Consider the following 22,452-nt stretch of genomic DNA (forward strand, 5'->3'; position numbering starts at 1 on the left):
CTATGGGTAAACTGATCTGGCTGATGGGGCCATCCGGCTCCGGTAAGGACAGTCTGCTGGCCGAACTCCGCCAGCAGGAACCGGCGCAACTGCTGGTGGCGCACCGTTACATCACCCGCGCCGCCAACGCCGGGAATGAAAATCATATTGCGCTGAGCGAACAAGAGTTTTTTACCCGCGCCGGGCAGAACCTGCTGGCGCTGAGCTGGCACGCCAATGGCTTCTACTACGGCGTTGGCGTGGAGATTGACCTCTGGCTACACGCCGGTTTTGATGTGGTGGTCAACGGCTCACGGGCGCATCTGCCCCAGGCGCAGGCCCGTTACGGCACATCTTTACTCCCCATTTGCTTACAGGTTTCTCCGGCGATTTTACGCCAGCGCTTGCAGGCTCGTGGACGGGAGAGCGAAACGGAAATCGCCGCCCGTCTTGAGCGCGCAGCCCGCTACGCCCCGTATGACTGCCACGTCCTGAACAACGATGGAAGTTTGCTACAGTCTGTCGATACACTACTCACACTGATGGGACGCAAGGAGAAGAAACATGTCTGTCTGTGAATTACGCCGCGCTACGCTATACGATACCGATGCGGTTTATGCGCTCATCTGTGAGTTGAAACAGGGTCAATTCGACCTGCAGGCCTTTAGTGCCGGATACGCCGCGAATCTGCAAGATCCCAATATGCACTACCAACTGGCGCTGCTCGACGGACAGGTCATCGGCTTGATCGGTCTGCACCTGCAGTTTCATCTGCACCACGCTAACTGGATTGGCGAAATACAGGAACTGGTGGTGATGCCGCAGGCGCGAGGATTAACGGTAGGCAGTCAGTTACTGGCCTGGGCCGAAGCCACCGCGCGCGAAGCGGGTGCAGAGATGACCGAGCTTTCCACCAGCACTCAACGCCTTAACGCTCACCGTTTTTATCAGCGCGAAGGCTATACCCAGAGCCATTTTCGCTTCACTAAACCGTTGTAGGGGGAGCCATGAGTCTGACCATTACGCTGACGGGAACGGGCGGCGCGCAGCTGGTGCCGACATATGGCTGCGACTGTGCGGCCTGCCAACGAGCACGCTTACAGGCGCAATACCGTCGACGCCCTTGTAGCGGGGTGGTCAGGTTCAATAATGCGGTGACGCTGCTGGACGCAGGGCTCCCACATCTGATGGACGACTGGCCGGCGGGCAGCTTCCAGCAGTTTCTACTGACCCACTATCATATGGATCATGTGCAAGGGCTGTTTCCGTTGCGCTGGGGTGTCGGGGCGACCATCCCGGTGTACGGTCCGCCGGATGAACAGGGTTGCGACGATCTGTTTAAGCATCCCGGCATCCTCGATTTTAGCCATACCGTGGCACCGTTCGTGGTGTTCGACCTGCAAGGATTGCAGGTAACGCCGCTACCGCTCAACCATTCAAAGCTGACGTTTGGTTATCTGCTGGAGACCGCACATAGCCGCGTGGCGTGGCTCTCCGATACCGCCGGACTTCCCGACAAGACGTTGAAGTTTCTCCACAATAACCAGCCTCAGGTGATTATCATTGACTGCAGCCATGCCCCGCGCGCCGAGCCACCGCGCAATCATTGTGATTTAAACACCGTTATCGCATTGAACGACGTCATCCGCTGCCCACGGGTGATCCTGACGCATATCAGCCATCAGTTTGATCTGTGGATGATGGAACATCCGCTACCAGTAGGGTTTGAGGCAGGATATGACGGAATGGAGATTGTGCTGGAGTAAGGAAATTTGCCGGATGCGATGAAAACATCTTATCCGGCCTACAAACAGATGATTAAGCGACTTTTTTTGCGCCGACATCTCGCTGCGCAATAAAATCTTTAACTGAAACAATCCGGTTCAGTTCTTCTTGCGCCCGCATGTCATTTTCAACTTCCCACAGGTCAACCGCCGCCTGTAGGTTACGCCAGAAATCAACGGAGGTATCGAACGCTTTTGCCAAACGAAACGCCATATCCGTTGTTAATTTGCGATTATTGTTGACCAGTGCGCTCACTGTATTGCGGTGAACATGCAGAATTTCAGCCAGATCGTTGATTTTCAGATCAAGCGGTTCCAGGTATTCATATTGCAGGATATCACCCACAGTCGTTGGTTTTCTGGATGCCTGTTTCATATCGTTACCTTACGTTTTCTCTAATAGATGTGTGGATCTAAGTACACATCTTCGGCCTTACCATTAATCCATTTAAATATTAATCGGTACTGCTTGTTTATTCTGATTGAAGAATATTCCTGTAATTTTCCGGTTAACTCTTCATATCTGTTACCGGGTGGCGAGCGCAAATCCCGATGCGAAACAGCCGCATTAATGATATCCAGCTTTCTGGCTAATGCAGTGTGAATATCCGCAGGTATTTTTCTGTGCGATGTCGCCCGTTCAAAAAAATCTTCAAGCCATGTATCCCGAAAATTTCTGATATTTAATGATTTAGACATTCCATTGCCAGCACCTTTTCCATAAGCATAGAGAGATTGTAGTGCACACATGCACTGTGCTCAAGTGCATTCATTAACATAAAATGGTGAGCTGTTGGGCGAGCAGGTAAATCCCTGCCAGAAAGATAAAATACCCATAAATTTAATCGTTACCGCTAACGATCGTAATCTTCTTCCATTCTGCGTTCTTCGTCTTCTAACTGACGCCGTTCTTGATCGAGCTGGCGCTGACGGTCATCCAGTTGGCGACGTCGATCTTCAAACTGGCGGCGGCGATTGTCATATTGCCTGCGCCGGTCGTCACTCATCTGGCGCTGCCAGCTTTCATCACGGGAGTCATCATAATCCCGCCCGTTGTCCGGTTTGTATGCGTCGTTAATCGCCTGCTGAATATTACCAATGGCGTCATCGATAATATCCGCCTGTGCCGATACGGTGGTCAGCATTAGCAAACTAAAAAGAAGGAATGTCGCGGAGCGTTGCATAAAACCAGCCTCATCAAGAAACTCGCCCCACGGTAATCAAAGCGTATTTGCGCGGGTAGCGGAGGAATCTCAATTACGCGAATGCCGCAGCGCCTGCGCCAGCTCTCCCCGAGTAAAAGGCTTACGCAATAGCGCCACATCCGGCAACGCCGGGTTATGCGCCGGACGTAAATCCTGACCGCTTATCAGCAGGATGGACAACTGCGGATAATGTGCCTGGGCATGGTTAACCACATCCACGCCGCTTAAACCACCTGGCAGCATTAAGTCGCTGATAAAAATATCAATCTCGGATGAAGCCGCCAGCATATGCATCGCCTGTTCCCCGTTTGCGGCCTCTAACGTCAGGTAGCCCAGCAGGTGTAATTGCTCGCACAACGTCTGGCGTACATCGTCCTCATCCTCGAGCACCAACACCAGTTTTTCACTGCTGTTCGCCGCATGTACCGCCACCGGTTCTGCCTGAGCCTGCACTGGCACAACGGCGCGAGGCAGTTGTAGCCTGACCGTCGTTCCCTGCCCGGGAGCGCTTTCAATCTCCACCCGACCACCGGACTGGCGCACAAAACCGTAAACCATCGACAGCCCCAGTCCGCTGCCGCTACCGGTCTGTTTGGTGGTGAAAAACGGTTCGAAGACCTGGGCTTTCACCTCCTGTGACATCCCGCTTCCCTGGTCAGCCACCTCCAGCATCACCATATCCTGCTTGCGCCCATCGCTGCGCGTGACCCGCTGATTCCAGGTACGGATTTTAATCGTGCCCGCCTGCCCGTCCATGGCGTCACGGGCGTTCATCACCAGATTGATAATAGCGTTTTCCAGTTGGCTGACGTCAATCCACGCGGGCCAGGCGGGAGACTGGGCTTCAATCTCCAGCGTCAACGTGGCCGGAAGAGAGTGGCGCATCAGTTCGCCCAGATTTTCCAGCAGCGTTTTCAGCTCCACCGCATGAGGGTGCAACGACTGTTTGCGCGAAAAGGCCAGCAGTCGCTGGGTAAGCAACGCCCCACGCTCGGCGGCTTTTAGCGCCCGATTGACCCGTGGCGCATCGGGCGACTCCGGATTCACCAGATCCAGACTGCCAATAATAACCGCCAGCAGGTTATTGAAATCATGTGCTAATCCACCCGTCAGTTGCCCCACCGCCTTCAGCTTTTGGCTGTGCAACAGCGCTTCTTCCAGCCCCTGACGTTCGGTGCGATCGATTTCCATCTGGCTGGTTTTTTCTTTTAGCAGTCGGGTTGTGTGCTCCAGCGACGCGGTGTTACGGGCAAAGACGCTAAAAGCGCGGGCCAGCTCGCCCAGCTCATCGCGACGCTGCAGGGCCGGGACGCTGACGTCTGATTCACCGTGCGCCAGCCGGGTCATCGCCCGTGAAATGGCCGTCAGGTTGGAACCGAGATTACGGTAGATATACCACCCGGCAAAACCGGTGATCACCACCGCCAGCAGCGCAAACACTAAAATAAACAACGCGCCGGATTGCAGTTCCTGATGGCTTTGCGCCACCCGCTGCTCTGAGATCAGCGCCACCTGCGAGGCATACTGATTGATATCGCTGTTGAGGATCGCCACCAGCGCTTTGATATGAAACATATACCAGTTGATGGCCAAATCGCTCTGCTCCAGCGCGGAAGAGAGCGGCTCCAGCTTATGCAGCTCCTGGTTGAAGTCGTTGAGGATACCGCTAATCAGCGGACTAGCATGGCGCAAGGGAAGCGCAGGCATCACCGCATCCAGTTGTTTCACCACCGAACGCGGCGTGGGCGTGTCGATGGCGGCAACAATTAAGCGGTCCATCTGCCCCAGCAGCGCATCATCCTGCGCGCCGGTCAACTTTTGCAGATGACGTAAATAGCTTTGATTTTGATACAGCGAACTGAGCAACGCGTTACGCTCCAGGTGTCGCCGCTGCCCGCGCTGCAACATCCCTTCTACGCTGCTTTGTAGTTCATTACTGCGCTGGATAATACGCTCGACCAGCACCGGCTCTTGCTGTGCCAGCGGCGCGGTAGCCAGTTGTTCCAGCGACTGCTTCAGCGCCCTTTGCGTCTCCTGCAGCCGCTCCGCTTCCCCTTTGTATTCCAGCGCCCCGACCACCTGCGACAGCCGCACCGCCGCCGTCGCCACGTTCGCCGTATCCCGCGCCAGGTTCATGCTGCCGGTCATGTCGTCAACGGTTTGCTGCTGCACCTGCTCCTGAATCTGACTGGCATGCTGAAAACCCAGCACCGCCACGCCGCTCACCATCAGCGTGACAGCCACCACCAGCAGATTGAAGAACAGCAATCGTCCGCGCGCACTGGCGAGAAAGTGACGTCCCGGTTGCGGCATATCACGCTCCGTGAAGAAAAATCGCAATATGACAAATATGAACGGCTTCTGACATTTTGCATTTACATTCCTGTGATGGACTGCTGATATCGGCCACCCCACAGGAGATCCGCCATGAGCAGGACACCGGTTCTGGAGATGCGCAACATTGCTAAAGCGTTTGGCAAATTTTACGCGCTGAAAGGGGTCGATTTAACGGTCTGGCCGGGCGAGATTCATGCCCTGATGGGCGAGAATGGCGCGGGGAAGAGCACCCTGATGAAGATCCTCGCAGGCGCCTATACCGCCACCAGCGGTGAGATCCTGATTGACGGTCAGCCGTTTCACATTCGCGGTCCCAAAGATGCGCTTAGCGCAGGCATCACGCTGATTTATCAGGAGATGCAGCTCGCGCCGAACCTGACGGTAGCGGAAAATATCTTTCTTGGCAGCGAGCTGTCGCGCGGCGGGCTGGTCCAGCGTAAAGAGATGGTCATGCAGTCGCAGAAAGTCATCGACCGACTCGGTGCCCAGTTTAAGGCCAGCGACCGTGTGATGACGTTGACCATCGCCGAACAGCAGCAGGTGGAAATTGCCCGCGCCCTGCACCGTAACAGCCGCATTCTGGTAATGGATGAACCCACCGCCGCCCTCTCCTCACGTGAAACTCACCGCCTGTTTGAACTGATCATGCGCCTGCGCGATGAGGGGATGGCAATTATCTACATCAGCCACCGCATGGCGGAAGTGTACGAACTCTCGGACCGCGTCAGCGTCCTGCGCGATGGGCAATATGTTGGCAGCCTGACCCGCGACAAGCTCAACGCCTCGGAGCTGGTACGCATGATGGTGGGCCGTCCGTTGAGCGATCTGTTCAACAAAGAGCGCGATATTCCCTTAGGTAAAGCACGCCTCAATGTTCATCACCTGACCGACGGCCATAAAGTCCAGCCGTGCAGCTTACTGGTGCGCTCCGGGGAGATCGTCGGCCTGGCCGGGCTAGTCGGTGCCGGGCGTTCTGAACTGGCTCAGCTTATTTTTGGCGTGCGTAAAGCCATCGGCGGCATGATTGAAGTAGACGGTGAACCGGTAGTGATCCACTCCCCGCGCGAGGCGATTGACCACGGCATTGGCTTTCTGACGGAAAACCGCAAAGAACAGGGATTATTTTTAGAGCTGGCAGCGGCAGAAAACATCACCATGGCAACGCTGGAGCGTGACGCCAACTGGGGCATGCTCGATCGCAAAAAGGCGCAGGCTATTTCCGATGACGCCATCAAGCTGCTCAACATCCGCGTGCCGCACGCACAGGTACGCGCGGGCGGGCTGTCCGGCGGAAATCAGCAAAAACTGCTGATTTCACGCTGGGTCGCGATCGGCCCACGTATTTTGATCCTCGATGAACCCACGCGCGGCGTGGACGTCGGCGCCAAAAGCGAGATCTACCGGATCATGAACGATATGGCGCGCAAAGGCGTAGCGATCCTGATGATCTCCAGCGAGCTGCCGGAAGTCGTCGGTATGAGCGATCGTGTTTATGTCATGCGGGAAGGCAGTATTGCCGGCGAGCTGAACGGACAAAGCATTACCCAGGAAAATATTATGACGCTGGCAACCGGCGTGAACGACTCCCACCATCAGGCGGTGCCCCATGAATAATCCAACCACTCCCCAGCAGGTGGCGAAATCCGCCTCCGCAAAAAAAATGCTGATGAGCGATCTGATGCAAACGGTCGGCATCTTACCGATTCTCATCCTGATTGTGGCGGTATTTGGCTTTATCGCGCCTAACTTTTTTACCGAAAGTAACCTGCTGAATATTACCCGTCAGGCCTCGATCAACATCGTGCTGGCGGCTGGCATGACCTTCATTATTTTGACCGGCGGGATCGACCTCTCGGTTGGCTCGATTCTCGGTACCACCGCTGTCGCAGCCATGGTCGTTTCTCTTATTCCTGAGTTTGCCATGCTGTCGATTCCGGCGGCGCTGATGCTCGGTCTGGTGCTGGGATTGTTTAACGGCGCGCTGGTCGCTTTTGCCGGACTACCGCCGTTTATCGTCACGCTTGGAACCTATACGGCGCTGCGCGGTGCGGCCTATCTGCTGGCCGACGGTACAACGGTGATTAACTCCAATATCAGCTTTGAGTGGATCGGTAACAACTATCTCGGCCCGGTTCCGTGGCTGGTGGTCATTGCGCTGGCGGTGGTGGTGGTGTGCTGGTTCATTCTGCGCCGCACCACGCTCGGCGTTCATATCTACGCGGTCGGCGGCAATATGCAGGCCGCACGTTTAACCGGCATCAAAGTGTGGCTGGTGCTGCTGTTCGTCTACGGCATGAGCGGTTTGCTCTCAGGTCTTGGCGGGGTGATGAGCGCCTCGCGGCTGTATAGCGCCAACGGCAACTTAGGCATGGGTTACGAGCTGGACGCCATCGCGGCGGTGATCCTCGGCGGCACCAGCTTTGTTGGCGGGATCGGCACCATCACCGGCACGCTGGTGGGGGCGTTGATAATCGCCACGCTCAATAACGGCATGACGCTGATGGGCGTCTCCTATTTCTGGCAACTGGTGATCAAAGGGGCGGTGATCATCATAGCGGTGCTGATCGACAAATACCGTACCCGACACCATCAAAGTGCATAGACAAGCTTACTGGCCTACTCATTCGTAGGCCTGATAAGCGCAGCGCCATCAGGCGTATAACAACAATACCCTACGTGAGGAAACGAGTATGCGTTTGAAGCCATTAGTAACCGCGCTCTGTGCTGGCGCCCTGCTTGCTGCAGCTCCGTTTGTGCAGGCAAAAGAACTGAAATCGATCGGCGTTACGGTGGGCGATCTGGCCAACCCGTTCTTCGTGCAGATCACCAAAGGCGCGGAGCTGGAAGCACGCAAGCTGGCAGGTGATAGCGTTAAAGTAACGCTGGTTTCCAGCGGCTACGATCTGGGTCAACAGGTGTCGCAGATCGACAACTTTATTGCCGCCAAAGTCGACATGATTATCCTTAACGCTGCCGACTCCAAAGGCATCGGCCCGGCGGTAAAACGCGCGAAAGACGCCGGGATCGTGGTGGTTGCCGTTGACGTGGCAGCGGAAGGCGCAGACGCGACCATTACCTCCGATAACACCCAGGCAGGTGAAATGGCCTGTAAATACATTACCGACCGCCTGAAAGGCAAAGGCAACGTCGTCATCATCAACGGGCCGCCGGTTTCCGCCGTCCAGAACCGCGTGGAAGGCTGCCAGACTGAGTTCAAACGCCACCCAGACATCAAGGTGCTGTCGCATAACCAAAACGCCAAAGGCAGTCGCGAAGGCGGGCTGGAGATCATGACCGCGTTGCTGGCGGCGAATCCGAAGATCGACGGCGTATTCGCCATTAACGATCCGACGGCGATCGGTGCCGATCTGGCGGCAAAACAGGCGCAGCGTAGCGAATTCTTTATTGTCGGCGTAGATGGATCCCCGGACGGTGAAGAAGCGCTTAAGCGCGAAAACTCACTATTTGTGGCGACTCCGGCACAAGATCCGCAGGTGATGGCTGCCAAAGCGGTCGAAATCGGCTATGACATATTGCAGGGGAAACCCGCTCCGAAAGAACCCGTGCTGATCCCGGTGACGATGATCGATAAAAACAACGTCGGCAGTTATAAGGGTTGGACGGTTAAATAGCCCGCCACAACAACGCCGGATGGCGGCGAAAATGCCCTATCCGGCCTACAAGATCGCTATGAATTTGTAGGCCGGATAAGCGCGGCCCATCCGGCATTATATTAAGGAGGATTCAGCCGATGAAACGCTCCGCAATAAACGAGATCCTTGGCCACACGCGCCAGTTTTTCTCTCAGCACGACGTGCTTCTCCCCCCTTTTGCCAGCTTCCCCCCGACCCAATGGCGCAAGCTTGATGCCACAGCCTGGAGCGAAGTGTTCGACCTTAAGCTCGGTTGGGATGTCACCGCATTTGGCGGCAACAATTTCGCCGCGCAAGGGTTAACGCTGTTCACTCTGCGTAATGGCTCGCCGAAAGGAATGCCTTACGAGAAATGCTACGCCGAGAAAATCATGCATGTTCGCGATGCGCAGGTCACGCCGATGCATTTTCACTGGCGCAAACGCGAAGACATTATCAATCGCGGCGGCGGCAATTTAATTGTGGAACTGTGGAATGCGGGGATCCGGGAACAAACGGAGGAGACCGACGTCAGCGTGGTGATTGACGGCTGTCGGCAAACCCATGCAGCGGGCAGTCAGTTACGGCTGACGCCGGGTGAAAGCATCTGCCTGCCGCCGGGCCTGTATCACAGCTTCTGGGCGGAAGAAGGTTTTGGCGACGTGCTGGTCGGCGAGGTTTCTTCTGTTAATGACGACGACCACGATAACCACTTTCTGCAACCGATCGCCCGCTATAACGACATTGAAGAAGACGAGCCGGCGCAGCTGGTGCTGTGTAACGAATATCGCCTGTTCCGCTAACCAAGGAGCGTATTATGCCGTTGATATCTCTCGCTGATGGCCTTGCACATGCCCGTGAGCATCACTATGCCTTAGGGGCATTTAATGTTCTGGATTCACACTTCCTGCGCGCGCTGTTTGCCGCGGCAAAGCAGGAACGTTCGCCGTTTATCATCAATATCGCCGAAGTACATTTTAAATATATCTCGCTGGATTCTCTGGTCGAAGCGGTCAAATTCGAAGCCGCCAGGCATGACATTCCGGTGGTGCTGAACCTTGACCACGGCCTGCACTTTGAGTCAGTGGTGCGGGCGCTACGCTTAGGTTTCAGTTCAGTGATGTTCGATGGTTCCACGCTGGAGTATGAAGAAAATATCCGCCAGACCCGCGAAGTGGTGAAAATGTGCCATGCCGTCGGCGTGTCGGTGGAAGCCGAACTGGGTGCGGTGGGCGGTGATGAGGGCGGCGCGCTGTACGGTCATGCCGACGAGTCGCTGTTTACCGACCCAATGATGGCGCGTGATTTCGTCGACAGAACCGGGATTGACGCGCTGGCGGTCGCCATTGGCAATGCCCACGGCAAATACAAAGGCGAACCGCTGCTCGACTTCCCGCGTCTGGACGCCATTCGCCAGCAGGCGGCAATCCCGCTGGTACTGCACGGCGGCTCCGGCATCAGCGACGACGATTTCAAGCGTGCGATTGAACTCGGCATTCACAAAATCAACTTCTATACCGGCATGTCGCAGGCGGCGCTGTCGGCGGTAGAAACACGGATGGCGAATCGCCAGCCGCTGTACGACGAATTCGCCGAACTGCTGCTCGGCATTGAAGAGGCCATTACCGATACCGTTTCGGAACAGATGCGCATTTTTGGCAGCGCGGGACGGGTCTGATGGAACGCAAAGGCGTTATCGCCGCAGGCAACATGCTGGTCGATCACGTGCATCAAATTGTGCAGTGGCCGGAACGTGGCTGGCTGGCGGAAATCACCCGTAGCGAACGCGCCACGGGCGGTGCGCCGCTTAATGTGCTGCTGACGCTGGCAAAAATGCACACTGGGCTGCCGTTGCAGGCGGTGGGGTTAATCGGTCAGGACAGCGACGGCGACTACATTATGGCGATGCTGGAGCAGTATCACGTTAATCGCCAACACGTGCAGCGCACCACATTCGCCCCCACGTCGATGTCGCAGGTGATGACCGATCCCAGCGGTCAGCGCACCTTTTTCCACTCGCCCGGTGCCAATCGGCTACTCGATCTGCCTGCGTTTGAGCAACTGGATACCTCGATGAAAATCTTCCATCTGGGATATCTGCTGCTGCTCGACAGTCTGGACATGCCGGATGAGGAGTACGGGACGCGTAGCGCACGCCTGCTGGCGCAAATGCGCGACAACGGCTTTGAAACGTCGCTGGATCTGGTCTCACGCAAGGGCGACCCGCGCTATCAACCGCTGGTGATGCCAGCCCTGCGCCATCTAGACTATCTGGTGATTAACGAGCTGGAAGCCGGGGAGTTCAGCGGGCTGGAGATCCGCCAGCCCAACGGCGAACTGCATATTGCGCACATCGCCACCGCCGCACGCGAATTATTGGATGCAGGTGTACGCCAGCGGGTGGTGATCCACTGTCCGGAAGGTGCCTGGGGTGAAGCGCCGGATCTGCCGGGCGTCTGGATCCCGTCGCAGTACCTGGCGCAGGAGGAGATCGTTGGCAGCGTCGGGGCGGGAGATGCGTTTTGCGCTGGATTTTTGTATGGCTGTCATGAGCGCTGGTCGCTGACGGACAGCGTCAGGTTGGCACACGCCTGTGCGCGGGCAAGCTTGCTGTGCGCGAATGCGATAGACGGCGCGAAGACGCTGGCAGAGTTGAAAGCAGAAATGGCTGACGCCTGATGCGCTACGCTTATCAGGCCTACGACCGCATCGTCCGGAAATATGCCTGATGCGCTGCGCTTATCAGGCCTACGGAGTTGTTATCGCTTTTGTAGGCCGGATAAGGCGTTTACGCCGCATCCGGCAACTGCACACGTTCACGCCGCCTTATCGTGATGTTGCACGTCGGCGGCAAACACATAACCCAGCCCGCGCAGGGTTTTGATCAACATTGGCTGGTGCGGGTTGTTCTCTATTTTTCGCCGCAGCCGCATGATTAACACGTCAATAGTGCGGTCAAACACCTCAACGCTGTCGCTGCGCGTCAGCTCCAGCAGCTGTTCCCGGCTCAGCACCCGGCGGGCATTTTGGGCCAGCGCCAACAGCAGGCTGTATTCCCCCTGCGTCAACTCCACCTTCAACTGCTGGGGATTATGTAACTGGCAACCGGCGGTATCGAGATGCCAGCCATTGAAAGAAAGCCCCGTGGTTTGCGGGCAGCCGCTTTCTGCCGTTAACACGCCAACGCGTCTGAGCACCGCCTTTACCCGCGCCACCAGCACCCGCGCATTGAACGGCTTACCGATATAGTCGTCAGCCCCCATTTCCAGTCCGACCACCACATCCGACTCGCTGCCTAAGCCCGTCAGCATGACTACCGGTAATCCGGGTCTCATCTTTTGCACCTGCTGCAACACCATCAGACCGTTGATATCGGGCAACATCATGTCCAGCAATACCAGAGCGATATCCGGCTGAGTCTCAATGCAGCGCAGCGCCTCCTGCCCGGTGTGACAGGCGGTCACCGTAAAGACGTGTTCGCTCAGCACATCCTGTAAAAGCGTGCAGACAGCGATGTCATCATCCACAACCAGTATGGCTGGCTTCATTGTTTTTCCCCATTTCTGGCCAACTTAAATGAGTGTGATTGATTCTGCACAGAGTGACAGCGATAAGGCACAAGGATGTGCGGGAAACATAACCTCGGTCACACTGCCGGGGCGTCACGTATTGGAGATTCGTCACGTCAAATATGACGACAGCCTGTTTTTCGTCAGGGTTTTGCGCAAAATTCGCCCGTAATATCGACTAATGCCCCTGATAAAAACATGGCATAAAAGATGCATAACAAAAACGACAAGCGCGTATGCGCGATTTGATTAACTGGAGCGAGACCGATGAAAAAAGTCGTCACGGTTTGCCCATATTGCGCATCAGGTTGCAAAATCAACCTGGTGGTCGATAACGGCAAAATCGTCCGGGCTGAAGCGGCGCAGGGGAAAACCAACCAGGGTACCCTGTGTCTGAAGGGCTACTATGGCTGGGATTTTATCAATGATACCCAGATCCTGACCCCTCGTCTGAAAACCCCTATGATCCGTCGCCAGCGTGGCGGCAAACTGGAATCCGTTTCCTGGGATGAAGCGCTTGATTACGTCGCCAGTCGTCTGAGCGCCATCAAAGCGAAGTATGGCCCGGACGCTATTCAGACGACCGGTTCATCTCGCGGTACGGGTAACGAAACCAACTATGTAATGCAAAAATTCGCGCGCGCCGTTATTGGTACCAATAACGTTGACTGCTGCGCTCGCGTCTGACACGGCCCATCGGTTGCAGGTCTGCACCAATCGGTCGGTAACGGCGCAATGAGTAATGCTATCAATGAAATTGATAACACAGATTTAGTATTCATCTTCGGGTACAACCCGGCGGATTCCCACCCGATCGTGGCGAATCACGTGATTAATGCTAAACGTAACGGGGCGAAAATCATCGTCTGCGATCCGCGCAAAATTGAAACCGCGCGTATTGCCGACATGCACATCGCGTTGAAAAACGGCTCGAACATCGCGCTGCTCAACGCTATGGGTCATGTCATCATCGAAGAAAAACTGTATGACCAGGCGTTCGTCGCCTCCCGTACGGAAGGATTCGAAGAGTACAGCAAGATCGTCGAAGGCTACACGCCGGAGTCCGTCGAAGATATCACTGGCGTTAGCGCGCAGGATATTCGTCAGGCTGCACGTATGTATGCCACGGCGAAAAGCGCGGCCATCCTGTGGGGCATGGGTGTTACCCAGTTCTATCAGGGCGTGGAAACCGTGCGTTCACTGACCAGCCTCGCAATGCTGACCGGCAACCTCGGTAAGCCGAGCGTGGGCGTTAACCCGGTTCGTGGGCAGAACAACGTTCAGGGCGCATGTGACATGGGCGCGCTGCCGGATACTTATCCGGGCTATCAGTATGTGAAAGATCCGGCTAACCGCGAGAAGTTCGCTAAAGCCTGGGGCGTGGAAAGTCTGCCTGCTCATACCGGTTATCGCATCAGCGAACTGCCGCACCGTGCAGCGCATGGCGAAGTACGCGCGGCGTACATCATGGGTGAAGATCCATTACAAACCGATGCTGAACTCTCCGCAGTGCGCAAAGGCTTTGAGGATCTGGAACTGGTCATCGTGCAGGATATCTTCATGACCAAAACTGCCGCTGCCGCAGACGTTATTTTACCGTCTACGTCATGGGGTGAGCATGAAGGCGTATTCTCCGCAGCTGACCGTGGCTTCCAGCGCTTCTTTAAAGCCGTTGAGCCGAAGTGGGATCTGAAAACGGACTGGCAGATTATCAGTGAAATCGCCACCCGTATGGGCTACCCGATGCACTACAACAACACCCAGGAAATCTGGGACGAGTTGCGTCATCTGTGCCCGGATTTCTACGGTGCCACTTACGAGAAAATGGGCGAACTGGGTTATATCCAGTGGCCTTGCCGCGACACCTCAGAAGCCGACCAGGGTACGTCTTATCTCTTCAAAGAGAAGTTCGACACCCCGAACGGCCTGGCGCAGTTCTTCACCTGCGACTGGGTAGCGCCAATCGACAAACTCACTGAGGAGTACCCGATGGTACTGTCTACAGTGCGTGAAGTCGGCCACTACTCTTGCCGTTCGATGACCGGTAACTGTGCGGCGTTGGCCGCGCTGGCGGATGAACCGGGCTATGCCCAGATCAACACCGCCGACGCAGAACGCCTGGGCATCCAGGATGAAGAGCTGGTGTGGGTGAACTCGCGTAAAGGCCGGGTCATTACCCGTGCGGCAGTCAGCGATCGTCCAAACAAAGGCGCGATTTACATGACCTACCAGTGGTGGATTGGCGCATGTAATGAACTGGTAACCGAGAACTTAAGCCCGATTACCAAAACGCCGGAGTACAAGTACTGTGCTGTAAACGTTGAACGCATTGCCGATCAGCGCGCTGCCGAGCAGTATGTCATTGATGAGTACACCAAGCTGAAAGCCAGCCTGCGCGAAAGCGCGATGGGTTAAGCTTCCCCTGACGGCCTCCATTCGGAGGCCGTTTTTTTATGCAAATAATCTCTCTATACTGTTCATTCCCTACACTAAATCTAAATATAAGATGAAACGACTTTTCGCCTTGATGGTGTTAATGACATGCTTTGTCCATGCCGAAGAGCCCGGTAGTCAGTTTTTGAAAGCCGCCGAGTCCGGAGATCGACGTGCACAATATTTCCTCGCTGATACCTGGTTTAGCTCAGGCGATTTGGGTAAAGCGGAATATTGGGCGCAAAAAGCCGCCGACAATGGTGATGCCGATGCTTACGCATTGCTGGCACAGATTAAGATTACCAATCCGGTCAGTCTGGATTACCCCCAGGCCAAAACGCTGGCGGAAAAAGCGACCCTGGCAGGCAGTAAAACCGGGGAAATTACGCTGGCGCGTATTCTGGTCAACACTCAGGCTGGACACACCGATTACCCCAAAGCCATTACCTTGCTGCAAAACGCCTCCGAAGACCTGGAAAATGATTCTGCCGTCGACGCGCAAATGCTGCTTGGGCTGATTTACGCCAACGGCGTGGGTATTCCCGCAGACGATGAGAAAGCGACGTGGTATTTCAAACGTAGCTCAGCCATCTCCCGCACCGGTTATTCCGAATACTGGGCCGGGATGATGTTCTTAAACGGTGAGCAGGGTTTTATCGTGAAGAATAAACAGAAGGCACTGCACTGGCTGAATCTGAGCTGTACGGAAGGATTCGATACCGGCTGCGAAGAGTTTGATAAGTTAACCAACGGGTAGTCGTTGTAGGCCTGATAAGCGTAGCGCCATCAGGCAACCCGGAGCAGGTTGCCGGATGGCGGCGTTGCCTTATCCGGCCTACAAGGCGGTCTTATCAAACTTACCTAATACTTCGCGCTCATAGGCCAGCGCTTTTTTGCGGTCAAATTTGTGTTCCCACTTGGAGATAACCAGCACCGCCAGTGCGTTACCCACCACATTAAGCGCGGTACGCGCCATGTCGAGGATACGATCAACACCGGCAATAAACGCCAGGCCTTCCAGCGGGATCCCCACGCTGCCCAGCGTTGCCAGCAGCACGACGAATGATACGCCCGGCACGCCCGCAATCCCTTTCGAGGTCACCATCAACGTCAACACCAGCACGATTTCCTGCCACAGCGACAGGTCGATACCATACAGCTGCGCAATAAAGATCGCGGCAATACTCTGGTACAGCGTTGAACCATCAAGGTTGAATGAGTAGCCGGTCGGCACCACAAAGCTGGTGATTGAAGCCGGTGCGCCATAGGCTTCCATCTTCTCGATAATACGCGGCAGTACGCTCTCGGAGCTGGCGGTAGAGTAAGCCAGAATCAACTCGTCTTTCAGAATGCGGATCAGGATCCAAATGCTCAACCCACAGATACGCGCGACAATCCCCAGCACCACCAGCGCGAAGAACAGGATGGCAAAGTGCACCAACAGCACCAGCTTCGCCAGCGGCCACAGGGAGGCAAAACCGAAGTTTGCGACGGTAACGGCAATCAGCGCGAAAACGCCGACTGGCGCATAGCGCATAACCATGTGGGTCACTTTAAACATGGTTTCGGAAATAGAGCGGAACACGGTCACCAGCGGTTCGCGGTGAGTTGCCGGCAGGGAAGACAAGCCTAAACCGAACAGCACCGAGAAGAAGATAATTGGCAGCATATCGCCTTTTGCCATCGAGGCGACGATATTGGTCGGCACCAGTGACAAAATTGTCCCCATCAAACCATGCGCGTGGCTCTGTACTTCTGCAGTCGTGCTTTGATATTTCGAAATATCCACGGTCGCCAGTTGCGACATATCAATCCCGGAACCCGGCTGGAACACATTAGCCAGCGTGATCCCAAGGATAATCGCCACGGTGGTGATCACTTCGAAATAGAGAATAGTTTTGGCGCCAATGCGGCCCAGCTGTTTTGCATCACCGACTCCGGCAATACCGACAACCAGCGTAGAGATGACAATGGGCACAACGATCATTTTGATCAGATGGATAAAGATATCGCCCGCCGGTGACAGCAGGTTTACAACCAGCCATTCACGGCTGTCACTATGGTAATGCAGGTAACTCCCTAGCAGAATGCCCAGCACCATGGCGATTAGAATCTGCCATGCCAGGCTGACTTTCAAATTTTTCATAACAACGGACTTCCTCGATGGAGCGCTATTCCACATGCGGTGTGTGGGAATAGTACATACTGAAAGGGTATGAATTGTGTTGCGTTCGTTTATGGAGTTTTTTAACGCTTATTATCATTATCATCTGCATGGCATTCCGCGCAACCCTCTAAGAACAGGGCTTTTGGCTGATTTTATGCATAAAAATGCAATTTTATCGCGGTATTGATGAATAACTTTTTGTTATAAAAGAATTTTAATATGTTCAAAAATGAAGAAGTCATGGTGTGAGTTTTTTTCGCCCATTTGTTCGTTTGCCTGTTTTTTAAACAGGCCAAATGATACAAATCACAAAAAAAACAAATTTATTTTTGCCGATTCTGCAATAACTTCGCCATATTAATAGAGTCAACGAGCTGTGCCCGGTTCACCCTAGGCGAGTTTAAATCCATAACCTTTTGCCACACTGAAACAGCCTGGGCGTAGTCTGCCTGCATAAACGCATCTGAGGCTAACAGCATCAGCGCGGTGACCTCTGCCGGATCCAGCGCCAGAGCCTTATCAATCATCTCGCGAGTGGGTGGCGTCATATGTTGTCCGGCCTGGTAATACAATACCGTTGCCATCGCGGAATAGATCTCAGCATTTTCACCGCCGACACGCAGCGCCTGCTCGTAGGCCAGCAGCGCATTATGATACGCGTTTTGCCAAAGATAGTACTCCCCGAGTTGCGCCCATTTCACGCCGTCCTGGGGATTAGCGCGAATCTGCGATTGCAGCAAAAGCAACTGTTTTTCCTGAACATTTTCATCGGAGAAAGCATGTAAAGGGTCTGCCAGTCTCGTTTGCTCCTGACGAACCGCCTGCCATTTTGGCGTCAACAAGTAGCCTCCAATGCAGGCCACAACCATCAGCACCGCCGCAGCGGTCAGCCGCTTCACAGGCATTGGGCGTAACAGCGGTTCGGACTGGTTCATTGTTCACCTTCCTCCGTATGCTGACGTCTTCTCACTCGCCAGACCACCACACCTACCAGCAATAACAGCAGGCACGGCAACGCCCACAGCAGCAGCGTTTGCTCATTCAGCGGCGGATTATAACGAACGAAGTCACCGTAACGCTCGGTCATCCATGTCGTGATCTCAGCTTCGCTTTTCCCTTCCGCCACCATGCTATAAACCTGATGGCGCATACTGACCGCTACCGGCGCATTGGATTCCAGTAGGTTTTGGTTCTGACACTGTGGGCAGCGAAGCTGGCTGGCAATGGACAGCGCTTGTTCCTGCTGTTGCGGATTTTCAAAGCGCCAGGTATCCACAACCTGGGCATGGGTGGTAAAAGGTAGAAAAATCAGTAAAGCCACAAGTAACATCGTTTTGCCGGATGGCGGCATGAATGCCTTATCCGGCCTACCATGCTTTTCACTCGTAGGCCTGATAAGCGCAGCGCCATCAGGCAATAACTCTGGATGCTTCCTTCCTCGCCATGCGCTCAGCAGCGCGCCAAAGACCATTAATAGTCCCCCACCCCAAATCCAGCGCACGCCGGTCTGCACGTACAAACGCATGGCATAGCGGTCAGGTCCGGTTTTTTCACCCATTACCGCATACCAGTCATGCATCAGGTTCCAGCGGATCCCCGGCTCCATCATCTGTTGACGGCGCGCGGCATAGAAGCGCCTTTCAGGTTGCAGGCTGCCAATACGTTTCTCATTGTGCCACAGCGTGATCTGCGCTTTTTCACTGGTGTAGTTACCTTTGGCTTCCAGGTCGAGACGCTCAAAACGGAAAATGTAACCCGCCAGTTCAACCTGCTGCCCAGGGCTCAGGTTCAGGCTTATCTCCTGACGGCTACCGCTGGAAAAGACGATCCCCGCCGCAAACACCAGCACCCCGGCATGCGCCAGCAGTGCCGGAAGCTGGATGCGGAAAGACACGTTGCGGCTTCTGACCGTTGCCAGCACGATAACCAGCAGCATCAGCAGGCCAAAGGGCAGCGTAGCGCGGTTAAAGTACGGTGCGCCTACGGAGAGCCGTCCCCAGCCGAACAGCCCGTAAATCATCGGGTAGAGCGTGCCAATCAACACAATCAGCAGCACCGCACTAAAGAGCAGCAGCGCAACCAGAATCAGCATCTCGCGTGACCAACCGCCAAAACGCGCATTCTGCCGGACTTGCTGGCCCCGCCAGGCGTACAGCCCGAGCGACGCCAGACTCAACACGGTAAACAGCGCAAACAGCGGCGCGGCACGAACGTTATCCAGCGCGAAAGCATGCACCGAAACGAGAATGCCGGAACGTACGATCAGCGTCCCAAGCAGCGATAAAATCAGCGTGACGATCGCCAGTAGCAGGGACCAGTGGCGGAAGATTCCGCGCTGGCGCGTGATATACAGGCTATGCAGCAGCGCGCTGGCGGAAAGCCAGGGTAATAAGGAGGCATTTTCAACCGGGTCCCAGAACCACCAGCCGCCCCAGCCCAGCTCGCAATAGGCCCACCAGGAGCCGAGGATAATTCCCAGCGTCAGCGCGCACCAGCCGGGCAGCGCCCAGCGCCAGCACACCCAGGCGCTCTGCGCATTAAAGTCACCACGTAGCAGCGAGGCCAGCGCCACGCCTGCCGCCACCATCAAACCACCGTAACCCAGATACAGCAGAGGTGGATGGAGGATTAACCCGAGATGTTGCAGCATCGGGTTAAGGTCGCGCCCTTCAATGGCAGGCGGGAAGATGCGCACGAACGGATCGGACCATACCACCACAAACAGCAGCAGCAGGGCCGTTATCATTGAAAGGACGCTGAGCGTCAGCGGAAACAGCGCGTCGGTATCACGCCGATAGCGTAAAGCGAACAGCGCGCTCCAGCCGGAAAGAAACAGCACCCACAGCAGCAGCGATCCTTCATGACCGCCCCACACCGCCGCCAGTTTTAATCCCCACGGCAGCAGGCTGTAGCTGTGCTGAGCAACGTAGACCACCGAAAAGTCGCTGGTCAAAAAGCAGAATACCAAAATGGCAAAAGCCAGCAGTAGCAGGGTAAATTGCGCCCACACGCCCACCGTTGCAAGCCGCATCACCCCTTGCCAGCGCTGGCGGACACCCACCAGCACGGCAAGCGGGGTCAACACGTTGACCCCAAGGCTTAATAACAGCGCCAGAAAACCGGCTTCAGGAAGGAGAACGTCCAGATATCACCTTACGCAACGGTTAGCTGACCCGCATAGAGTATAAAAAAACGCAGCAGCAGTACGCCGGTCAGGCTGGCGCCGCACACTGCCAGCACGCCATGAAACGTCGAACTGCGGTTGGCCCAGGGTTTTAGCAGCATCGGCAGTATCAGCCCAAGCCCAGCCACGCCAAGCCAGAACCACCAGGTCCAGAATCCGCCGCCCAGTGCCGCCGCCAGCGCGCGCATTTTGCCGTCATCGCCCAGCGCCAGACCGACGAAGAACGCCGCCAGCAGGAAGATCTCCAGCCATACCACCGGGACTTCCATGCGATGCACAAAGTGCGCTTCGGTGCTGTGCGGGTTGCTACGATGGCGTAACGCCATGGCGATCAGCGCCACCGCGGCGCCGGAGGAGATCCCAGAGAACAGGAACAGCACCGGCAGGATCGGGTTATTCAGGAACGGGTAAGATTTCAGCGCCGACAGCAGAAAACCGGTGTACGCCCCGAGCAGGACCGCCAGCACCAGCATTAACGTCTCAAGCGCACGATGGAAAGGCGCGATCAGCGTCAATACTTTCTGCACGATACCTAACCGCGGCAGCCAGCGCTGTTGCAGGGCAATCACCTCTTTTTCAAAGATTTTTGCCAGCCACAGCACTAACACCACCATGTACAACTGGAACAGCATGACCCCCATCGACATCACCGAAGTGAAGCTGTAGTGGAACATCAGTTTCCAGAAGGTCCATGGCCGCGTCAGGTGGAACACCAGAATCAACAGACCGAGGATAATCGCCCCCGGCCCTAACACCAGCGTAGTGCGCAGCAGCGTGTTGTCCGAACCGCCCGCCTCCGGATGGAAGCGACGCAGCAGAATCGCCAGCGTGACCAGTCCGGCAGAGATACCTATCAGGAACAGATAGATGGCAATGGGCCAGTCCCACACCAGTGATTCAAAATGAAATGCAGAAGCGGATGTCATTGGCTCACCTCCCCAAATTTAAAGGGAACGCGGTAGACCTTTGGTTTTGTACCCAACGCCAGCTTGTAACGGTAGGTCGTTTTCTGCTGCAACAAACGGGAGATATCGCTGTTGGGATCGTCCAGATTACCAAACGTCAGCGCCTTCGTCGGACATGACTCAACGCAGGCGGGCTGTTTGCCCGCTTTCAGGTTGGTTTTCCGGCAGAAATCGCATTTATCCGCCGTTTTGCTCACCGGATGGATAAAGCGCACGCGATAAGGACACGCGGCAATGCAGTACTGGCAGCCAACGCAAAGGTCCGGGTTCACATCCACAATGCCGCTGGCGGCATCGCGATACGATGCCCCCGTCGGGCAGACGTCAACGCAGGGAGCGTGGTCGCAGTGCTGGCACGAATGACGGAAGAAGCGATACTTCACATCAGGAAACGTTCCTTGCGGCTCACTGCGAATAATCGTCAGACGCGATACGCCTTCCGGCACGTTGTTGACTTCGCGACAAGCATCCATACAGGCCGTACAGCCGATGCATAATGACTCATCATGTACCATACCGTAACGCACGCCGTTGATGTTCAGCGTCTTCGCCACAACGCGCCCCGCCGTCCCGCTCACTGCCACCAGCGCGCCGACGCCGGTGATAAACTGGCGACGAGAGCAACTCATGGATGCTCCTTAAGCAACGGAATCGACGCCGGGTTAAAGTTCGGATTGTTACGCTGATCGCTGTGGCAATCGACGCAAATCTTGATCCGTCCTTTATCGCTCAGCGTTTGCATCGTGTCTTGCTTCGGATGCAGTGAGTGACAGCTGGCACACGCCACTTTGGTTACATGGACATCGTGCGGCCAGAACGCTTTTTGCAGCTGCTCAGGCAGGTGACAGGACATACAGACGCTGTTCTGCTGCTCCACGTTGTACATCGGCTCATTAAAGCGCATCACATCTTTCACCCCTTCACGGTGGTTCGGTGATGGCTGGCCGTGACAGTTAGTGCAGGTGACCGGCAGTTTGTTATTCGGGTTGATGACTTCCGCATGCTTACCATGCATGCCTTCGGTATCCGGCTTGTGACAGTCCAGACAGGCGGCATCCGGATTACGCTGTTGGGTAACCGTCCAGCGTTGATCCGACTCCTGCGGCGTTGGCGTGGCAGTGATTCCACTCAGGCTCCATAACAAGCCTGACGCCAGCACCCCAGCAGTTAATAACGAACGTAATACGCTCATATTCA

At 55.5% G+C, this 22,452-nt stretch carries 22 protein-coding genes; 11 read left to right on the top strand and 11 right to left on the bottom strand.

The genetic code is table 11. The features are described 5' to 3' along the window. Positions 1 to 2: 2 nt before the first annotated feature. From phnN to phnP, 3 genes are read left to right on the top strand one after another with little or no spacing between them, the layout of a single operon-like run. Positions 3 to 557, top strand: coding sequence for a ribose 1,5-bisphosphokinase (gene phnN, locus OGY10_RS00885; RefSeq protein WP_008786953.1), 555 nt, complete (start codon positions 3 to 5; stop codon positions 555 to 557). Continuing rightward, the gene (gene phnO / locus OGY10_RS00890; RefSeq protein ID WP_191226523.1) at positions 544 to 978 is read left to right on the top strand and encodes an aminoalkylphosphonate N-acetyltransferase; all 435 of its coding nucleotides are present in this window, start codon (positions 544 to 546) and stop codon (positions 976 to 978) included. Before phnN ends, phnO begins: the two co-directional genes overlap by 14 nt. A gap of 8 nt (positions 979 to 986) precedes the next feature. Continuing rightward, the gene (gene phnP / locus OGY10_RS00895) at positions 987 to 1,745 is read left to right on the top strand and encodes a phosphonate metabolism protein PhnP (protein WP_191226524.1); all 759 of its coding nucleotides are present in this window, start codon (positions 987 to 989) and stop codon (positions 1,743 to 1,745) included. Positions 1,746 to 1,797: 52 nt separating this feature from the next. On the opposite strand, the gene OGY10_RS00900 is transcribed toward phnP, so the two are convergent. The 4 genes from OGY10_RS00900 to OGY10_RS00915 form a co-directional block, all read right to left on the bottom strand. Beyond that, the gene (locus tag OGY10_RS00900) at positions 1,798 to 2,139 is read right to left on the bottom strand and encodes a HigA family addiction module antitoxin (protein WP_008786950.1); all 342 of its coding nucleotides are present in this window, start codon (positions 2,137 to 2,139) and stop codon (positions 1,798 to 1,800) included. Positions 2,140 to 2,159: 20 nt separating this feature from the next. Then, positions 2,160 to 2,462, bottom strand: coding sequence for a type II toxin-antitoxin system RelE/ParE family toxin (locus tag OGY10_RS00905; protein WP_191226525.1), 303 nt, complete (start codon positions 2,460 to 2,462; stop codon positions 2,160 to 2,162). 155 nt (positions 2,463 to 2,617) lie between these two features. Next, on the bottom strand, positions 2,618 to 2,947 hold the full coding sequence (gene yjdP, locus OGY10_RS00910; protein WP_003031807.1) for a DDRRRQL repeat protein YjdP: 330 nt from the start codon (positions 2,945 to 2,947) through the stop codon (positions 2,618 to 2,620). A 69-nt stretch (positions 2,948 to 3,016) separates the two neighbouring features. Further along, positions 3,017 to 5,281: a hybrid sensor histidine kinase/response regulator gene (locus OGY10_RS00915; protein ID WP_191226526.1), complete on the bottom strand. Its 2,265-nt coding sequence runs from the start codon at positions 5,279 to 5,281 to the stop codon at positions 3,017 to 3,019. Between the two features lie 114 nt (positions 5,282 to 5,395). Between OGY10_RS00915 and OGY10_RS00920 the strand changes: the two genes are divergently transcribed. From OGY10_RS00920 to OGY10_RS00945, 6 genes are all read left to right on the top strand, one after another. Continuing rightward, entirely contained in the window at positions 5,396 to 6,919 is a 1,524-nt protein-coding gene (locus OGY10_RS00920) for a sugar ABC transporter ATP-binding protein (protein WP_003844755.1), read from the top strand. Next, entirely contained in the window at positions 6,912 to 7,907 is a 996-nt protein-coding gene (locus OGY10_RS00925) for an ABC transporter permease subunit (protein WP_032948335.1), read from the top strand. The genes OGY10_RS00920 and OGY10_RS00925 overlap by 8 nt, the downstream gene beginning before the upstream one ends. Before the next feature lie 88 nt (positions 7,908 to 7,995). Next, positions 7,996 to 8,937, top strand: a complete 942-nt coding sequence (locus OGY10_RS00930) for an ABC transporter substrate-binding protein (protein ID WP_003826688.1) — start codon at positions 7,996 to 7,998, stop codon at positions 8,935 to 8,937. 119 nt (positions 8,938 to 9,056) lie between these two features. Then, positions 9,057 to 9,740 carry a D-lyxose/D-mannose isomerase gene (locus OGY10_RS00935; RefSeq protein WP_153686850.1) on the top strand — a complete coding sequence of 228 codons (684 nt, stop codon included), beginning with the start codon at positions 9,057 to 9,059 and terminating at the stop codon, positions 9,738 to 9,740. Positions 9,741 to 9,754: 14 nt separating this feature from the next. Beyond that, positions 9,755 to 10,615 (top strand): ketose 1,6-bisphosphate aldolase, encoded by an 861-nt coding sequence (locus OGY10_RS00940; RefSeq protein ID WP_008786944.1) that lies wholly within the window; start codon positions 9,755 to 9,757, stop codon positions 10,613 to 10,615. Beyond that, positions 10,612 to 11,616 (top strand): carbohydrate kinase family protein, encoded by a 1,005-nt coding sequence (locus tag OGY10_RS00945; protein ID WP_122983985.1) that lies wholly within the window; start codon positions 10,612 to 10,614, stop codon positions 11,614 to 11,616. Before OGY10_RS00940 ends, OGY10_RS00945 begins: the two co-directional genes overlap by 4 nt. Before the next feature lie 137 nt (positions 11,617 to 11,753). On the opposite strand, the gene OGY10_RS00950 is transcribed toward OGY10_RS00945, so the two are convergent. Then, complete coding sequence (locus OGY10_RS00950; protein WP_032942111.1) at positions 11,754 to 12,485, bottom strand: response regulator transcription factor; 732 nt, start codon at positions 12,483 to 12,485, stop codon at positions 11,754 to 11,756. 288 nt (positions 12,486 to 12,773) lie between these two features. Here OGY10_RS00950 and fdhF point away from each other — a divergent pair, with 288 nt between their 5' ends. Next, positions 12,774 to 14,921: a formate dehydrogenase subunit alpha gene (fdhF, locus tag OGY10_RS00955; RefSeq protein WP_081003612.1), complete on the top strand. Its 2,148-nt coding sequence runs from the start codon at positions 12,774 to 12,776 to the stop codon at positions 14,919 to 14,921. A 91-nt stretch (positions 14,922 to 15,012) separates the two neighbouring features. Beyond that, on the top strand, positions 15,013 to 15,696 hold the full coding sequence (gene yjcO, locus OGY10_RS00960) for a Sel1 family TPR-like repeat protein YjcO (protein ID WP_048236335.1): 684 nt from the start codon (positions 15,013 to 15,015) through the stop codon (positions 15,694 to 15,696). 78 nt (positions 15,697 to 15,774) lie between these two features. On the opposite strand, the gene gltP is transcribed toward yjcO, so the two are convergent. The 6 genes from gltP to nrfB form a co-directional block, all read right to left on the bottom strand. After that, positions 15,775 to 17,085 carry a glutamate/aspartate:proton symporter GltP gene (gltP, locus tag OGY10_RS00965; protein ID WP_020996087.1) on the bottom strand — a complete coding sequence of 437 codons (1,311 nt, stop codon included), beginning with the start codon at positions 17,083 to 17,085 and terminating at the stop codon, positions 15,775 to 15,777. Positions 17,086 to 17,429: 344 nt separating this feature from the next. After that, positions 17,430 to 18,041, bottom strand: a complete 612-nt coding sequence (gene nrfG, locus OGY10_RS00970) for a heme lyase NrfEFG subunit NrfG (protein ID WP_191226527.1) — start codon at positions 18,039 to 18,041, stop codon at positions 17,430 to 17,432. Continuing rightward, positions 18,038 to 20,251 (bottom strand): heme lyase NrfEFG subunit NrfF, encoded by a 2,214-nt coding sequence (nrfF, locus tag OGY10_RS00975; RefSeq protein ID WP_191227234.1) that lies wholly within the window; start codon positions 20,249 to 20,251, stop codon positions 18,038 to 18,040. Before nrfF ends, nrfG begins: the two co-directional genes overlap by 4 nt. A gap of 8 nt (positions 20,252 to 20,259) precedes the next feature. After that, on the bottom strand, positions 20,260 to 21,216 hold the full coding sequence (gene nrfD / locus OGY10_RS00980; protein ID WP_286576051.1) for a cytochrome c nitrite reductase subunit NrfD: 957 nt from the start codon (positions 21,214 to 21,216) through the stop codon (positions 20,260 to 20,262). Beyond that, positions 21,213 to 21,884 (bottom strand): cytochrome c nitrite reductase Fe-S protein, encoded by a 672-nt coding sequence (gene nrfC, locus OGY10_RS00985; protein WP_003031761.1) that lies wholly within the window; start codon positions 21,882 to 21,884, stop codon positions 21,213 to 21,215. Before nrfC ends, nrfD begins: the two co-directional genes overlap by 4 nt. Further along, positions 21,881 to 22,447, bottom strand: a complete 567-nt coding sequence (gene nrfB / locus OGY10_RS00990; protein ID WP_003826649.1) for a cytochrome c nitrite reductase pentaheme subunit — start codon at positions 22,445 to 22,447, stop codon at positions 21,881 to 21,883. Before nrfB ends, nrfC begins: the two co-directional genes overlap by 4 nt. Positions 22,448 to 22,452: the final 5 nt, after the last annotated feature.

The sequence above is a fragment of the Citrobacter sp. Cpo148 genome (assembly GCF_030332375.1).
In the GTDB taxonomy this organism is placed as follows: domain Bacteria; phylum Pseudomonadota; class Gammaproteobacteria; order Enterobacterales; family Enterobacteriaceae; genus Citrobacter; species Citrobacter portucalensis.

What these genes read in the sequence shown, in the direction of transcription:
- yjcO (WP_048236335.1), top strand. Translation starts at nt 15,013, where the DNA reads ATGAAACGACTTTTCGCCTTGATGGTGTTAATGACATGCTTTGTCCAT.
- OGY10_RS00930 (WP_003826688.1), top strand. Translation starts at nt 7,996, where the DNA reads ATGCGTTTGAAGCCATTAGTAACCGCGCTCTGTGCTGGCGCCCTGCTT.
- nrfG (WP_191226527.1), bottom strand. Translation starts at nt 18,041, where the DNA reads ATGAACCAGTCCGAACCGCTGTTACGCCCAATGCCTGTGAAGCGGCTG.
- phnN (WP_008786953.1), top strand. Translation starts at nt 3, where the DNA reads ATGGGTAAACTGATCTGGCTGATGGGGCCATCCGGCTCCGGTAAGGAC.
- OGY10_RS00925 (WP_032948335.1), top strand. Translation starts at nt 6,912, where the DNA reads ATGAATAATCCAACCACTCCCCAGCAGGTGGCGAAATCCGCCTCCGCA.
- OGY10_RS00900 (WP_008786950.1), bottom strand. Translation starts at nt 2,139, where the DNA reads ATGAAACAGGCATCCAGAAAACCAACGACTGTGGGTGATATCCTGCAA.
- OGY10_RS00905 (WP_191226525.1), bottom strand. Translation starts at nt 2,462, where the DNA reads ATGTCTAAATCATTAAATATCAGAAATTTTCGGGATACATGGCTTGAA.
- nrfC (WP_003031761.1), bottom strand. Translation starts at nt 21,884, where the DNA reads ATGAGTTGCTCTCGTCGCCAGTTTATCACCGGCGTCGGCGCGCTGGTG.
- OGY10_RS00915 (WP_191226526.1), bottom strand. Translation starts at nt 5,281, where the DNA reads ATGCCGCAACCGGGACGTCACTTTCTCGCCAGTGCGCGCGGACGATTG.
- OGY10_RS00935 (WP_153686850.1), top strand. Translation starts at nt 9,057, where the DNA reads ATGAAACGCTCCGCAATAAACGAGATCCTTGGCCACACGCGCCAGTTT.
- gltP (WP_020996087.1), bottom strand. Translation starts at nt 17,085, where the DNA reads ATGAAAAATTTGAAAGTCAGCCTGGCATGGCAGATTCTAATCGCCATG.
- phnO (WP_191226523.1), top strand. Translation starts at nt 544, where the DNA reads ATGTCTGTCTGTGAATTACGCCGCGCTACGCTATACGATACCGATGCG.
- yjdP (WP_003031807.1), bottom strand. Translation starts at nt 2,947, where the DNA reads ATGCAACGCTCCGCGACATTCCTTCTTTTTAGTTTGCTAATGCTGACC.
- OGY10_RS00940 (WP_008786944.1), top strand. Translation starts at nt 9,755, where the DNA reads ATGCCGTTGATATCTCTCGCTGATGGCCTTGCACATGCCCGTGAGCAT.
- nrfD (WP_286576051.1), bottom strand. Translation starts at nt 21,216, where the DNA reads ATGACATCCGCTTCTGCATTTCATTTTGAATCACTGGTGTGGGACTGG.
- OGY10_RS00950 (WP_032942111.1), bottom strand. Translation starts at nt 12,485, where the DNA reads ATGAAGCCAGCCATACTGGTTGTGGATGATGACATCGCTGTCTGCACG.
- phnP (WP_191226524.1), top strand. Translation starts at nt 987, where the DNA reads ATGAGTCTGACCATTACGCTGACGGGAACGGGCGGCGCGCAGCTGGTG.
- nrfB (WP_003826649.1), bottom strand. Translation starts at nt 22,447, where the DNA reads ATGAGCGTATTACGTTCGTTATTAACTGCTGGGGTGCTGGCGTCAGGC.
- OGY10_RS00920 (WP_003844755.1), top strand. Translation starts at nt 5,396, where the DNA reads ATGAGCAGGACACCGGTTCTGGAGATGCGCAACATTGCTAAAGCGTTT.